The 13,370-nt window shown below is 32.7% G+C and carries 14 protein-coding genes; 11 read left to right on the top strand and 3 right to left on the bottom strand.

Annotated features, from left to right (window positions below; genetic code table 11):
* Positions 1-35: 35 nt before the first annotated feature.
* Together AC23L6_RS08315 and AC23L6_RS08310 are read right to left on the bottom strand one after the other, a co-directional pair.
* Positions 36-1,436, bottom strand: coding sequence for a T9SS type A sorting domain-containing protein (locus tag AC23L6_RS08315; protein WP_487561705.1), 1,401 nt, complete (start codon positions 1,434-1,436; stop codon positions 36-38).
* Positions 1,437-1,803: 367 nt separating this feature from the next.
* Positions 1,804-2,646 (bottom strand): FISUMP domain-containing protein, encoded by an 843-nt coding sequence (locus AC23L6_RS08310; RefSeq protein ID WP_487561704.1) that lies wholly within the window; start codon positions 2,644-2,646, stop codon positions 1,804-1,806.
* A 561-nt stretch (positions 2,647-3,207) separates the two neighbouring features.
* On the opposite strand from AC23L6_RS08310, the gene cyoE reads away from it, so the two are divergent.
* From cyoE to AC23L6_RS08270, 8 genes are all read left to right on the top strand, one after another.
* Positions 3,208-4,122, top strand: coding sequence for a heme o synthase (cyoE, locus tag AC23L6_RS08305; RefSeq protein WP_487561703.1), 915 nt, complete (start codon positions 3,208-3,210; stop codon positions 4,120-4,122).
* A complete protein-coding gene (locus AC23L6_RS08300; protein ID WP_487561702.1) occupies positions 4,122-4,712 on the top strand; it encodes a cytochrome c oxidase subunit 3 in 591 nt (196 codons plus the stop codon). Before cyoE ends, AC23L6_RS08300 begins: the two co-directional genes overlap by 1 nt.
* A 42-nt stretch (positions 4,713-4,754) precedes the next feature.
* Positions 4,755-5,783 carry a cytochrome c oxidase subunit 3 gene (locus AC23L6_RS08295; RefSeq protein ID WP_487561701.1) on the top strand — a complete coding sequence of 343 codons (1,029 nt, stop codon included), beginning with the start codon at positions 4,755-4,757 and terminating at the stop codon, positions 5,781-5,783.
* Positions 5,784-5,801: 18 nt separating this feature from the next.
* Positions 5,802-6,152 (top strand): cytochrome C oxidase subunit IV family protein, encoded by a 351-nt coding sequence (locus tag AC23L6_RS08290; protein WP_487561700.1) that lies wholly within the window; start codon positions 5,802-5,804, stop codon positions 6,150-6,152.
* A 78-nt stretch (positions 6,153-6,230) separates the two neighbouring features.
* A complete protein-coding gene (locus AC23L6_RS08285; RefSeq protein ID WP_487561699.1) occupies positions 6,231-6,869 on the top strand; it encodes a hypothetical protein in 639 nt (212 codons plus the stop codon).
* A 3-nt stretch (positions 6,870-6,872) separates the two neighbouring features.
* The gene (locus AC23L6_RS08280) at positions 6,873-7,559 is read left to right on the top strand and encodes an SCO family protein (RefSeq protein ID WP_487561698.1); all 687 of its coding nucleotides are present in this window, start codon (positions 6,873-6,875) and stop codon (positions 7,557-7,559) included.
* Positions 7,559-8,104: a DUF420 domain-containing protein gene (locus AC23L6_RS08275; RefSeq protein ID WP_487561697.1), complete on the top strand. Its 546-nt coding sequence runs from the start codon at positions 7,559-7,561 to the stop codon at positions 8,102-8,104. The genes AC23L6_RS08280 and AC23L6_RS08275 overlap by 1 nt, the downstream gene beginning before the upstream one ends.
* Positions 8,105-8,138: 34 nt before the next feature.
* Positions 8,139-8,375 carry a hypothetical protein gene (locus tag AC23L6_RS08270; RefSeq protein ID WP_487561696.1) on the top strand — a complete coding sequence of 79 codons (237 nt, stop codon included), beginning with the start codon at positions 8,139-8,141 and terminating at the stop codon, positions 8,373-8,375.
* Positions 8,376-8,379: 4 nt separating this feature from the next.
* On the opposite strand, the gene AC23L6_RS08265 is transcribed toward AC23L6_RS08270, so the two are convergent.
* Positions 8,380-9,780, bottom strand: a complete 1,401-nt coding sequence (locus tag AC23L6_RS08265) for a DUF4403 family protein (RefSeq protein WP_487561695.1) — start codon at positions 9,778-9,780, stop codon at positions 8,380-8,382.
* A gap of 246 nt (positions 9,781-10,026) precedes the next feature.
* Here AC23L6_RS08265 and AC23L6_RS08260 point away from each other — a divergent pair, with 246 nt between their 5' ends.
* Genes AC23L6_RS08260 through tsaB form a run of 3 tightly spaced genes read left to right on the top strand, consistent with a single transcriptional unit; the run spans position 10,027 to position 13,366 of the window.
* Positions 10,027-11,394, top strand: a complete 1,368-nt coding sequence (locus AC23L6_RS08260; RefSeq protein ID WP_487561694.1) for a TolC family protein — start codon at positions 10,027-10,029, stop codon at positions 11,392-11,394.
* A 2-nt stretch (positions 11,395-11,396) separates the two neighbouring features.
* Positions 11,397-12,698 (top strand): efflux RND transporter periplasmic adaptor subunit, encoded by a 1,302-nt coding sequence (locus AC23L6_RS08255; protein ID WP_487561693.1) that lies wholly within the window; start codon positions 11,397-11,399, stop codon positions 12,696-12,698.
* Positions 12,698-13,366: a tRNA (adenosine(37)-N6)-threonylcarbamoyltransferase complex dimerization subunit type 1 TsaB gene (tsaB, locus tag AC23L6_RS08250; protein WP_487561692.1), complete on the top strand. Its 669-nt coding sequence runs from the start codon at positions 12,698-12,700 to the stop codon at positions 13,364-13,366. Before AC23L6_RS08255 ends, tsaB begins: the two co-directional genes overlap by 1 nt.
* Positions 13,367-13,370 lie beyond the last annotated feature (4 nt).

Below are 13,370 nucleotides of genomic sequence, written 5' to 3'. Positions count from 1 at the left end.
GATGGAGAAAATAATCTAAAAAAGCCTATATCTCTTTATTGTTTAATAAATTTTTTATCAAAACTTTTTCCGTGCGAAAAAAAATGTACGTAATAAATACCTTTTTGTAATTGTTCTACATCTATTTTCGTGAAGTCTCTTTTCTGTTCTAATATTTTTTTTCCTGTAAAATCCGTCACGGAAATTTTATCAATTAAATAAGATGCACTCTTGTAAAAATATATAAAGTCTCTGGTAGGATTAGGATATAGAAATATAGAGTTGCTCTCAGAAGTTATATTATCAATGCTTAATCCAGGACAATTAATTTGAATAGGTGTGTTTCTTCTATTGAAGGTGCCATCTCCCAGTTGTCCTAACCAATTTTCGCCTGTTGACCATAGTGATCCATCTGTTTTTATGAAGACTGTATGAGCAAATCCTGTAACAACATCTTGCCAGTTTGTTGCTGTTCCAATTTGTGCTGGAGCAAAATTATTAAAACCATAGATGCCGTTACCATATTCACCATCGGAATTGTATCCCCAAGCCCATAATGAACCATTGTTTTTTATAGCAATTGTATGGTTTCCACCAGCAGCAAGTGTTTGCCAATTAGTATCGGTTCCAATTTGGGTTGGGACTAGTTTAAAATATTCAAAAACCCCGATTCCTAATTGTCCCCATTCATTATTCCCCCAAGCCCACAAAGTACCATCGTTTTTAACACCAATAGTATGATATCCACCAGCGATTAGAGTTTTCCAATTATTAGTTGAACCAATTTGTGTGGGAATATTTCTGCTTATTTTTGTGCCATCACCCAATTGACCATAGGAATTGCTACCCCAAGTCCATATTGTTCCATCCGATTTTATTCCAACAGAATGATATGTTCCAGCATTTATAGATGTCCATGTTGCAGTCCCAATTTTTGTTGGAATATATTTGTTTACTCCGATACCACTAGTTCCATCTCCTAATTCACCATCGGAGTTAAGTCCCCAAGCCCACAAGGAACCGTCATTTTTTATAGCCAAGGAGTGGTATGCTCCAGCTGCTACTGATTTCCAGTCTGTAGCGGTTCCAATTTGTGTTGGAATGTATTTTTCGGTACCGTAATCATAGGTTCCGTCTCCTAACTCGCCTGTGAGATTGAGCCCCCAAGTCCATAGAGTTCCATTCGTTTTTAATGCAACAGAATGATAAAGACCAACAGCAATGGTTTCCCAGTCAGAATCAATACCGATTTGTGTAGGTGAAGATTTGTTGGTTCCATCTCCATGTGTTCCATCACCTATTTGCCCAAAATTATTGTGACCCCATCCCCATAAAGTACCGTCATTTTTTATAGCAAAAGTTTGATTGCTTCCATCTGATTTAATAATTTTCCAACATTGTGAGTGGACAGTTGTGTTCATCAACACCAAAGTAAAAAGAATGATTAGATTTTTCATAATGAACATATTTAGAAATTAAACATTAAGCTAACAATTATTAATATGGAGCCTATTAATAACTAAATATAGTAGGAGTGTAAGATTATGATTGTCAAAGTTTTAAGTTGAAAATCTATAACAAATTTACTTTTTTTTATCTAAAAATATGCTTTTTTTATGGTGTTTTTTTTGAAATGCAAAAACTAGAGATTTTTCGGTATACTTATCTTAATTAAATACTTACGAGATTCAGCTAAAGCGTTACCAAATGGGATTAAGTCTCAGGTAAACAAAACACATCTTTTTACTGAATCATTAACTATAAATTACATTTGAAACCTTACAAAGTACAATCGCGACAGTGGGGGGACTAATCCTTAACTGATTAATGCTTCAAAAATTTGATTGTTTGCTGCTTGCTATTTGTGGAAATTTTACACAAATACATTCCGTTTGGTAAATTTTCTACTCCAATTTTTATCAAAAGGCTTGGTTTAAAATCCTTTTTCAAAACCAAACGTCCATCTAGGGTAATTATTTCAATATGTAAGTTTGTAGTATCATTACCTATATTGTTCAAACTCAAAATATCAGTTACAGGATTCGGATACATAGAAAAACTGTTCATCGTATCTGAATATGATGCATTGTTTAAATCATTGTCTGCAACACATCTAACCGCAATCCCATATGTTTTGGGAGGATAATTCCTATTTGCACTGGCAGTATTGTAATTCATACTATATATAAACGAAAAGTTATCATAGAAGACCGATGATGTCCAAAAAGAAGCAGAATTTTTGAATTGTGTAAAACTACCAAAATCGATTCGATTTCCCGTGCCCAATGCTGTAAAACCACTACTGTTCGTAGCGTCTTTGTTTGGAGAATTCCAATTTGTTGTGCCAGCTTCTTTCAACTTACCTCCAGCTACTGCACTTCCGCCTAAATAATTAATCAACTGCAACCATTCATCGCTAGTGGGTACATGAAACCCTTCAGGAGCTAAGCCTCTGGGATCATTTACTGCATACCAATTGTAAAGCTTGCCATAAATTGCATCATTTGAAGCATTATTATAATAGCACCAAGCCCCAGTTGTAAGATTTTTCCATTGCGTAGGATCTGTTACTTCAGGAATAGGGTCCCCATTTCGATAAGTAGTGACGTCAAGGTTTTTATTAGTCCATACCTGGGTTCCAATAGTAACTGTTGGGATTGAATTCACTTTTTTATTCGGTGAGGAAAAATTTGAATCGATTTGAGCATAAAATTTAGAAACGAAAAATAACAGACAAAGTTTGATAACCAATTTATTCATCTTTTTAATTATTTAGTATTTTAAAAATCATTTATTAAACTTTAAAATTATGTAAAACAAATACTTATGTGATAAAAGATATTGTCTCTAAGTCTGTTTTAAGCTTGTAAATATAAATTTTTTAAAACCATTTCAAATGCTAATTTTAAAAAATCTTAACCTATTTGCCTTGCGAATTTTACTACCCAGCTATGTAATTCAATATTAAAAACAATAATTTTCGATTCTCACAAAGATATAGAAGTATAATTTATTAAGAGTTTTCTCTAGTATTTTGTCGTTTTAGAGGAATATTTAACTTTGATTGTCCAAATAAGCCTTTCTAATGTGCTATCTTTATCTTAGGAAGATTTGACAATATCTATTCATCTTTTGTAATCGATTATTTTTTATGAATTGTTTTTTTGCTAAATACTTAACTATAAATTACATTTGCAGCTCCCGAAGAGTCGGGATTGAAAACTGCAAATGAAAACCGAATTGAGTTTAACTACAAATACATTTTCTTTTAAATCTACTTACACCGACTTTAAGGCAATTACTAAGGCTGGATTGGCTATTAGTGTTGTTTTTTCTTCGATTGCAGGATTTATTTTAGGAATTGAAGTTTTTCAATCTAGCACTTGGGTAGTTTTATTGAAATTGGCTTTTGGCGGCTATTGTATGGTAGGTGCATCAAATGCCTACAATCAAGTCATAGAAAAAGATTTGGATGCCTTGATGGACAGAACTAAGAATCGTCCAGTTCCATCAGGTAGAATGACTTCAAACACTGCCTTATTTATAGCTAGTCTTTTGACAATTATTGGTTTGGTTTTATTGTATACCATCAATCCAAAAACGGCAATGTTTGGTGCGATTTCAATTTTTTTATACACCAGTGTTTATACGCCACTAAAAACAGTAACGCCTTTATCGGTTTTTGTTGGGGCATTTCCGGGTGCAATTCCCTTCATGTTAGGGTGGGTAGCTGCTACGGGTAATTTCGGAATTGAAGCAGGGACACTATTTTTAATTCAGTTTTTTTGGCAATTCCCGCATTTTTGGGCAATTGGTTGGTTTTTGTTTGAAGATTATGAGAAAGCTGGCTTTTTTATGTTGCCTTCAGGTAAAAAAGACAAATCGACAGCTTTGCAAACCATATTGTATACAGTCTGGTTGATTATCGCTTCACTTCTACCTGTTTTGGGATTCACAGGAGCATTATATATAACCCCAATAGCCGCAATTGTAGTATTTTTGCTAGGATTATGGATGTTGTTTTATGCGGTGCGATTGTATAAATTGAGAACTGCAAAAGCAGCAAGAACGTTAATGTTGGTTAGTGTAAGCTATATAACATTGTTACAAATAGTTTATATTTTAGATAAATTTTTACGATAATGAAACAGACAGCAATGACCGTTGATGAACACAAAGCAAGAACAGCAAGATCCTACAAATTGATGTTGTTGTTTGCTATGATAAGTATGACCATGCTTTTTGCAGGATTGACTAGTGCTTTTGTTGTGAGTAAATCTAGAGCAGATTGGTTGAAGAATTTTGAACTTCCGAATGCTTTTTTTATAAGCACTGTGGTAATAATTGCTTGTAGTGTCACTTTTCATTTGGCAAAAAAAGCCATTCAGAAAGACAATAGAAATGCTACAACTTCATTTCTTTTGGCAACTCTTGGATTGGGAATTTTATTTGTTGTGCTTCAGTTTGTAGGATTTGGGCAGATTGTAAAAGCAGGATATTATTTTACAGGAAGTGAAAGTACCATAACAACAACTTTCCTTTATGTAATTACCATAACGCATTTAGTGCACTTATTTGGCGGACTAATTTCACTATTAATTATTATTTATAATCATTTTAAACAAAAATACAATTCAACTCAAACCCTTGGTATTGAGCTAGGTGCGATGTATTGGCACTTTCTTGATTTATTGTGGATTTATTTGTTTTTATTTTTATTTTTCTTTAAATAAGAAAAAAATGTAAATTTGGGAACTTTTTAACGAATAACTTTTATGGGAGCTACAGTTACAACTGCAAACAATGACGAAAAAACTTGGGGAGGCGGAAACGAACCCTTAGCAGCGAGTTATGGTAAATTAATGATGTGGTTTTTTATCGTATCAGATGCTTTGACTTTCTCTGGATTTTTAGCAGCTTATGGTTTTTCTAGATTTAAATTTATTGATACTTGGCCACTAGCCGATGAGGTGTTTACACACTTTCCATTCATGCATGGTGTTTCAGCGCCGATGTATTATGTGGCATTGATGACTTTTATTTTGATTTTCTCTTCTGTAACTATGGTTTTGGCTGTAGATGCAGGACATCAAATGAAAAAATCTAAAGTGGCATTTTACATGTTTCTTACTATTATTGGAGGTTTAATATTCGTTGGTTCTCAGGCTTGGGAGTGGAAAAATTTTATTCATGGAGAGTATGGAGCGATTGAAACTAAAGGTGGAAGTTTACTACAGTTTGTTGACAATACAGGCAAAAGAGTAAAACTAGAGGAATTTGCAGCTACACTTCCTGAAGAAAGAGAACAATTGGAAAGAAGTAAAGGGAAATGGTTTATGAGTGAGCCTTCTTTACCAACATATTCTGTTGCTGAAGTACAAGCAGGTTTCAAAGCTCATCCTGAACTTTTAATAAGAACTGAGAGTTTATATAAAGATGACGCTGCTGCTAAAAAAGACGCTAAAATAGATCATACTCTAAGTAAACACAAACACAAAACTATTTTAACTAGAGCAGAGTCTGAAGCAAGATTGGCTGATGCTGCCCTAGTGGTTGAAGGTGCTAATTTGACAAGAAATGAATATGGAAGTAAACTATTTGCAGACTTCTTCTTTTTTATAACTGGGTTTCACGGGTTTCACGTATTTTCTGGAGTAGTTATCAATATCATTATTTTCTTCAATGTTTTATTAGGTACTTATGAAAAAAGAAGAAGCTACGAAATGGTTGAAAAAGTTGGATTGTATTGGCACTTTGTAGATTTAGTTTGGGTATTTGTATTTACATTCTTCTACTTAGTTTAATTTTTTAAAGTTATTATTATGTCACACGAACACGTTTCTAATACAAAAAGAATTTGGTTGGTTTTCGGAATCCTTTCCGTAGTAACCATAGTTGAGGTTTTCCTTGGAATTGTAAAGCCTGATTTCTTGCATATGACTAATCTTTTAAGAATGAACTTATTGAATTGGATTTTCATCATACTAACTATTTTTAAGGCATATTATATTATTTGGGCCTTCATGCACATGGAAGGAGAGAAATCTAGCCTAAGATGGACAGTTGTAGCTCCAGTTATATTTTTAGTTTCGTATTTATTATTCATCCTTTTGGTTGAAGCTGATTATATTTTCGAGGTTTTTAAAGATTCCACTATCAAATGGAATTTTTAATTGCATATTAATTCATATAAAAGTCCCGATAACATCGGGATTTTTTTATTTTTGTACTTCATTAATACGCTTCTTTAGATGAAAAAAAATTTAGTTCTTTTTATACTCTTCATTTTCCCTATAGTTGCCTATCTTTTTTTTGCAACCGGTGTAAATAGTTTTATGTTTTTGCCTACGGTTACTCCAAATATTCCCGAGTTAAAGCATTGGGAGACCCTAAATGGAGAGCGAATTACTCTAGAAAATAAGATTACAATTTTAGGCTTTACAGGAGATAATATACTCCATGATAAAGGAAATTATTTTAACCTTAATCAAAAGATATACAACAAAAACAGAGAGTTTAAAGATTTTCAATTTGTAATGATTGCTCCAAATGGAACTCAGGGTCAGGTAAAAGAAATTCTAAAAGGATTAAGTGATTTAACTGATGTTTCAAAATGGTATTTTGTTTTTGCACCTACAAATGAAATTCAAGATTATTACGATACTTTGAAGTTAAAAGGAAAACTCGATAGTCATTTTGGAACTCAAAATGTGTATATAATTGATAAAAAAAGAAATCTGCGTGGCAGAAAGGATAAAGATGAATACAAAGAAGGTTATGATACCTCTTCTCCTTCAGATTTATATAACGAGATGACTGACGATGTTAAAGTAATTCTTGCAGAATATCGACTAGCCTTGAAAAGGAACAGCTCAAAAAGAAAAATTTAAATCATGCTAAAAAATAAATCGTACATAGGTATTTCATTCATCATTTTGATTTTTGGCATCTACGCTATTCCAAAAATTGTTGATAGAATTCAAAATGGAAATGTAGTAAAAGGAGATAGGCTTGATAGTGTTTCCAATAATGGAGCACTTAATAACAAATTAATGGTAATAGGACCAGCTCCAAAATTTGAACTGATAGATCAAAACAAGAGAACAATTACCAATGAGGATTATACTAACAAAGTATACGTTCTGGAGTTTTTCTTTGCAACCTGTCCCTCAATATGTCCTAAGATGAATAAGAATTTAATTGAGGTTCAAAATCAATTTTTTGGTAATCCAAATTTTGGAATTGTATCCATCACAATAGATCCTGAACATGATACCCCAGAAGTTTTGAAAGAACATGCGGAATTGTTAGGAGTAAAATCATCAAATTGGCATTTTTTAACTGGAGACAAAAAGTATATCTATGATTTAGCAAATAAAGGATTCAATTTATATGCAGGAGAAAATAGTAAGGTGAACGGTGGTTTTGAGCATTCAGGTTTTTTTGCTTTGATAGATAAAAAGGGAAATATACGTTGCAGAAAAGATGAGTACGGTAATCCGATTTTGTATTACGAAGGAATTGAGAAAGAAGGTGTGCAAGCAATTAAAGAAGATATAGCAATTTTATTGAGAGAGTAATGGAAAAAAATAATTCGGTAGAGCAAAAATTTAGCAAGTTTATTATTACGGTATCAATCGCGATACCTGTTGCGGTTGCCATTTTATTTAGTGTGAAGCTAAAAGATTTTGGAATTTATGTAGAGCCACTTTCTTTTTTACCACCTATTTATGCTTTTATAAATGGAGTAACTGCTTTTGTGTTAGTTTGTGCCATCGTAGCCATTATGAACGGAAAAAGGAAAACTCATGAACGATTAATGACAACGGCAATAGGATTATCAGTTGTTTTTTTAATCATGTATGTAGCTTATCACATGACGGCCGATTCAACAAAATTTGGGGGAGAAGGTTTTGTGCGCTATGTTTATTTCTTTTTGTTAATTTCTCATATTTTATTATCGATAGTTGTAATTCCATTGGTTTTAATTACCTATGTAAGAGCGCTTGCCGAGCGTTTTGACAAGCACAAAAAGATAGCCAGAATAACCTTTCCTATTTGGTTGTATGTTGCAGTTACAGGAGTGCTAGTGTACTTGATGATTTCTCCATATTATGTTAACTAAAGTTAGAAGTCAGAAATTAGAAATTAGAAGTAAAATGGGAAAAACTAAAAAAACTATTTTTACTCTTTATCTCCTATTCTCTATTTTCTATTCTCTACCATCAAAAGCACAATGCGCTATGTGTCGAGCGGCTATTGAAAGTGAAGGGAATGGTGCTAAAGCAGAAGCGATTAACGACGGTATTGTCTATTTAATGATAATTCCGTATCTTCTGATAGGTGCTATTGGATATGCTGTTTACAAAATGTACAAAAACAAAAAAAGCTCATAAATCCTTATTTTATTCCGTCAATTGTAATATTTACATCACCATTAATCTTTACAAAAGCGATAATTGCTTTGTTGGTTAATTGAATTTTTTGAAACTGAATATCGTCAATTGTTCCGTTTACAAAAACACCTGGCATTGGGGAATAGTTTTTCAAATAGTGAAGTATATTTTGTTTTCCTTCATCTAAATTTGGTTTAATAGAGTACCGACAACTTTCTTGTATTTTATTCAAAACATAACCTTTCGCTAACCAATTGGCAGTTTTAATTAATTTGCTTTTAGTGTCTATCGCATAGTCTAATTTATCAAAATAGATTTCTTTTGATTCATCATTGTATTGTGGAAATCCGGCTAAATATACTTTTCCATTCAAACTGCCAGTTAAATCTAAGGCAATAATCATTTTTCCTCCTTTATGCCAAATTGCAACATTTTGAACGGTTACTTTTTTCGAGCCATTTTCAAATATTTGTCCAGAAAAATTCTTGGTCATTATTTTTGAGGCGTCTTCATAAGTGGAAACAGCAACAATATTTGCAGTCACCCGTTCAGGCATTTTTTGCACTGGTTTTAATACAATTTTTGTTCTATCGAATTTAGATAGAGGTTTTTGCCCAATTAGGGTTTCCATATTGCACTTTAGGCTCATTTCAAAAGAAATAGTTTCTTTTTGGAGTTTAGCATCAGTAGTATACAGTTCTAATGGGACAATTCGCAGCCAACTTTGATAGGTTGGACTCATTTCAAAAGGGGTGCAAATTTTTTCTAAAGCATCCAAAACATTAGGCTTAAAATCAATGGATTTTTCAATAGCATCATCAATAGATTTTTCGATTTTAGCTCTAAAAAGGCGTACGGTAGGATTTATTAAATAGGTTATAGGTATCGCTTTTCCTAATACGGTAACTGTTGGACTTTCATTCCAGTCTAAGGATTTTAATTCTGTCTTTGTATGAAGTTTCCAATTGGTTAAGCCCACATCACTTGATAATGTAACTTTTCCGTTAAAATTAAATTCTTTAACATTATAGAGAGAAATACCTAGTTTATTGGTTCCTATTCGATATTTTACAAAAGCTTTCAGAGGTAAAACGGTTCTAATTCTTCCGTTTTCATTTTCTAGTGTAATTGGAGCCAATTTCCATATTTTGACTTCATAATCATCGTCTTCAATGGTGTTGTCCTCATAAATTAAACCATTTAAGGTTTTGTTAGTTTGATTTTCAACATCCTTTAGTTTTAACTTAATGGGTAAATTGATAAATGAGGCAACATTGTCATAAATCAGAGGCGAAGCTTCATCGGGTTCTGGTTTTAACGCATTAATTTTTTGAGTAGAGGAACAACTGCTCGAAATTATAATTAAAAGAAAAGTAATAATTAAGTACTGATATTTTGACGTCATAAAATGGGTTTGAAGTTGTAAAATTAGTTAAACGAATTATATTTTGTGAGATTAGTGTAACATTTTTAAGAAGAAGCAGTCTCATAGCTATGAAGTTTTAAATGAGTTGAAAGCAGTCTCATTTTTTTATTTTTATTTTTTAAAAGTAATACTAAAATGAAGGGCTTGAAGCCTTAAAAACAGGAGAAATTTCAGAATAATATAAATATCTGTAGTACCTTTGCTACACTTTCATTTTAAGGAAATATGAATAAAATTAATTGTTTCATTTTTATCATTCTAATAGGATTTGCGTCTCATGCACAAACTAAAAAATGGACTATACAAGAATGTGTTAATTATGCTCTGAAAAATAATATTTCTATAAAACAGTCCACTCTTGATGCTGATTTGGCCAAAATTGATAAAAATAGTGCTTTAGGAAATTTTTTACCATCAATAAATGCTGATGCTTCTCATTCTTGGAATATTGGTTTGAACCAAAATATAACTACTGGGATTTTAGAAAACCAAACCACTCAGTTTTCTGCGACAGGATTGAACACAGGTATTGATATTTATAAAGGTTTGCAAAATCAAAATAGATTGCGAAAATCGAATCTTCAAATTCTTGCTTCTCAGTACAATTTAGACAAAATGAAAGAGGATATTTCATTGTATGTCGCCAATGCTTTTTTGCAAATTCTTTTCGATAAAGAGAATATAAAAGTGCAAAAGGAACAATTAGCCATAAGTGAAAAACAATATGCCAGAACTGAGGAATTAGTGAAGGCAGGGTCAATTCCTAGAGGAGATTTACTCGACATAAAAGCAACGGTCGCCTCCAATAAACAAAAAGTTGTTAGCGCTGAAAATGCATTTATAATTTCTAAACTAAGTTTGGTTCAACTTTTACAATTAGATGATTTTAAAAATTTTGACATTGCCGATGTTGAATATGGAGTAGCAGAAAGTCCAACAATGTTGCTAAGTCCAGAGACCATATTTGAGAAAGCTAAAGAAATTCGAGTTGAAATAAAAATTGCCAAATCAAATCTAGAAATCGCAGAAAAAGACATGCAAATTGCTAAAGGTGCTTTTCAGCCTAGTTTGCAAGGATTCTACAGATTTAATACTAGAATTTCCTATGCTGATGTTCCTGTTTTTGATTCCACAGGAAAATTTGTTGGATTCAAAAATCCAAATCCTTTTTTCAATCAGTTTAGCGATAATAAAGGGCATAATTTCGGAGTACAATTGAGTGTTCCTATCTTGAATGGATTTTCAGTAAAAAACAATGTACAGCGTTCCAAAATTAGTATCGAAAAAAGTAAACTCGCCCTCAATCAATCGGAATTAGATTTAGAGCGTAATGTTTATAAAGCCTTTACCGATGTAAAAGGAGCACTTAACACCTATGAGTCTGCAATCCTTGCTCTCGAAGCAAGAAAAGAAGCATTTAATTATGCCTCAGAAAAATTAGCCGTTGGAATGATGAACGCTTTTGATTTTAATCAAGCCCAAACATTATTTTCTAACAGTCAATCTGAAGTTTTAAGAACCAAATACGATTATATTTTCAAGCTTAAAGTTTTAGAGCTTTATTTTGGAATTCCAATCATTCAAAAACAATAGACATGTCAAAAAAAACAATTTATATTTTAATAGCCTCGGTACTAGTTTTAGTTAGTACTTTGATTGTACTTTCGAAAAAAGGAATTATTGGCAATAAAGACAAGACAATAGATGTAGAAGTAGCAAAAGCAAATGAAATTACTATCGTTGAAACCGTTTCTGCAACGGGTAAAATTCAGCCAGAGATAGAAGTAAAAATTTCATCTGAAGTATCTGGAGAGATAATAGCTTTGCCTGTAAAAGAAGGACAAGTAGTTAAAAAAGGAGATTTATTGGTGAAAATAAATCCAGATTTATACACTTCGGGTTACAACAGAACAATTGCTGGTTTGTCACAAACTAAAGCAGGTTTGAGCCAAGCCGATGCAACCTTTAAAGAGGCCAAGGCAAATTACGAAAGAAGCAAAGTTTTATTCGATAAAGGAATTATTTCTAAATCCGATTGGGACAGGGCTATTTCTAGTTTTGAAAGTGCAAAAGCAGCAAAAGAATCGGCTTATTTCAATGTCAAGAGTGCCTCTGCCACCGTAAATGAGGCAAAAGACAATCTCGGAAGAACAACTATTTATGCGCCAGCAGACGGAACAATTTCTATGCTAAATGTGGAGTTGGGAGAGCGCGTTTTAGGAACACAACAGATGACGGGTACAGAAATCTTACGTGTTGCAAATCTTAATAACATGGAAGTGGAAGTAGAGGTGAATGAAAATGACATCGTAAAAATAAATGTTGGTGATTCATCCAGAGTGCAAGTTGATGCTTACTTAAAAAAACAATTTAGAGGCGTAGTAACTAGTATTTCAAATTCTGCTAGTTCAGCTTTGACTGCTAATCAAGTAACAAATTTTAAGGTTAAGGTGAGAATCCTAAAAGAATCCTATCAAGATTTATTGGTTGGAAAACCATCTTCGTATTCTCCTTTTAGACCAGGCATGACAGCTACTGTTGACATTATTACGGAACGAAAAGAAAAAGTAATAGCAGTTCCAATTAGTTCAGTGGTGGTGAAATCAGATACAACTGCGGTCAAAAAAATACAAGTTGAAGATCCAAATTCTGAAGAGAACATCATAAAACAAAAAAGTGATAAAAAGCTAGAGTGTGTTTTCTTAAAAGTGGGAGAAAAAGCTAAAATTAGAATCATAAAAACAGGAATTCAAGATGATACTAATATAGAAGTGACAGAAGGTTTAAAACCTGGTGATGTTGTAATTGTTGGGCCATACAATACAGTATCAAAAGATTTAAATTCTGGAGATAAGGTAAAAGTTAGTAGTGACAATAAAACAGATAATTCAAAATAATGGCTTATATTCTTGCAATCGAAACGGCTACCAAAAATTGTTCCGTTGCTCTTTCAAAAGATGGAGTTACACTTTTATGTAAGGAAATTGCCGAACAAGGCTATTCGCATGCAGAGCGATTACATGTTTTTATTGAAGAACTTTTAAATGAGCTTGAAGTATCATTCAAAGATATTGCTGCAATTGCGGTAAGTCAGGGGCCAGGTTCTTACACAGGATTACGTATTGGCGTTTCGGCAGTTAAAGGGTTGTGTTTTGCTCTTGATATTCCTCTAATAGCTATAGATACCATGTCTTTGCTCGCATCACAGGTTAGTGTCAATGAAGGCTGTATTGTTCCAATGATTGATGCTAGAAGAATGGAGGTATACAGCGCAGTTTTTAATTCTAAACATGAAGAAATCAGAGGTATTAGAGCTGAAATTCTTACTTCAGAATCTTTTTCGGACATTGATTCAACTATTTATTTCATAGGAGATTGTGCTGAAAAAAGCAAAACCGTTTTAAATAAAAAAAACCACGTTTATTTGGATACCATTGTCTATCCTTCAGCTAAAGATATGAGCGCGATGGCGTATGAAAAGTATAAAAAAAACGACATTGTTGATGTCGCTTATTTTGAACCTTTTTATTTGAAAGATTTTGTAGGTACTGTTTCTAAGAAATAAAATT

The organism is Flavobacterium sp. R1_16 (assembly GCF_057652095.1).
This window is presented reverse-complemented; position numbering and strand designations above follow the sequence as displayed.

Excerpts from the sequence above, each read along its gene's own strand:
- AC23L6_RS08295 (WP_487561701.1), top strand. The coding sequence starts at position 4,755 with ATGGGAGCTACAGTTACAACTGCAAACAATGACGAAAAAACTTGGGGA.
- AC23L6_RS08260 (WP_487561694.1), top strand. The coding sequence starts at position 10,027 with ATGAATAAAATTAATTGTTTCATTTTTATCATTCTAATAGGATTTGCG.
- AC23L6_RS08300 (WP_487561702.1), top strand. The coding sequence starts at position 4,122 with ATGAAACAGACAGCAATGACCGTTGATGAACACAAAGCAAGAACAGCA.
- AC23L6_RS08315 (WP_487561705.1), bottom strand. The coding sequence starts at position 1,436 with ATGAAAAATCTAATCATTCTTTTTACTTTGGTGTTGATGAACACAACT.
- AC23L6_RS08270 (WP_487561696.1), top strand. The coding sequence starts at position 8,139 with ATGGGAAAAACTAAAAAAACTATTTTTACTCTTTATCTCCTATTCTCT.
- AC23L6_RS08255 (WP_487561693.1), top strand. The coding sequence starts at position 11,397 with ATGTCAAAAAAAACAATTTATATTTTAATAGCCTCGGTACTAGTTTTA.
- AC23L6_RS08285 (WP_487561699.1), top strand. The coding sequence starts at position 6,231 with ATGAAAAAAAATTTAGTTCTTTTTATACTCTTCATTTTCCCTATAGTT.
- AC23L6_RS08280 (WP_487561698.1), top strand. The coding sequence starts at position 6,873 with ATGCTAAAAAATAAATCGTACATAGGTATTTCATTCATCATTTTGATT.
- AC23L6_RS08290 (WP_487561700.1), top strand. The coding sequence starts at position 5,802 with ATGTCACACGAACACGTTTCTAATACAAAAAGAATTTGGTTGGTTTTC.
- AC23L6_RS08275 (WP_487561697.1), top strand. The coding sequence starts at position 7,559 with ATGGAAAAAAATAATTCGGTAGAGCAAAAATTTAGCAAGTTTATTATT.
- cyoE (WP_487561703.1), top strand. The coding sequence starts at position 3,208 with ATGAAAACCGAATTGAGTTTAACTACAAATACATTTTCTTTTAAATCT.
- AC23L6_RS08265 (WP_487561695.1), bottom strand. The coding sequence starts at position 9,780 with ATGACGTCAAAATATCAGTACTTAATTATTACTTTTCTTTTAATTATA.
- tsaB (WP_487561692.1), top strand. The coding sequence starts at position 12,698 with ATGGCTTATATTCTTGCAATCGAAACGGCTACCAAAAATTGTTCCGTT.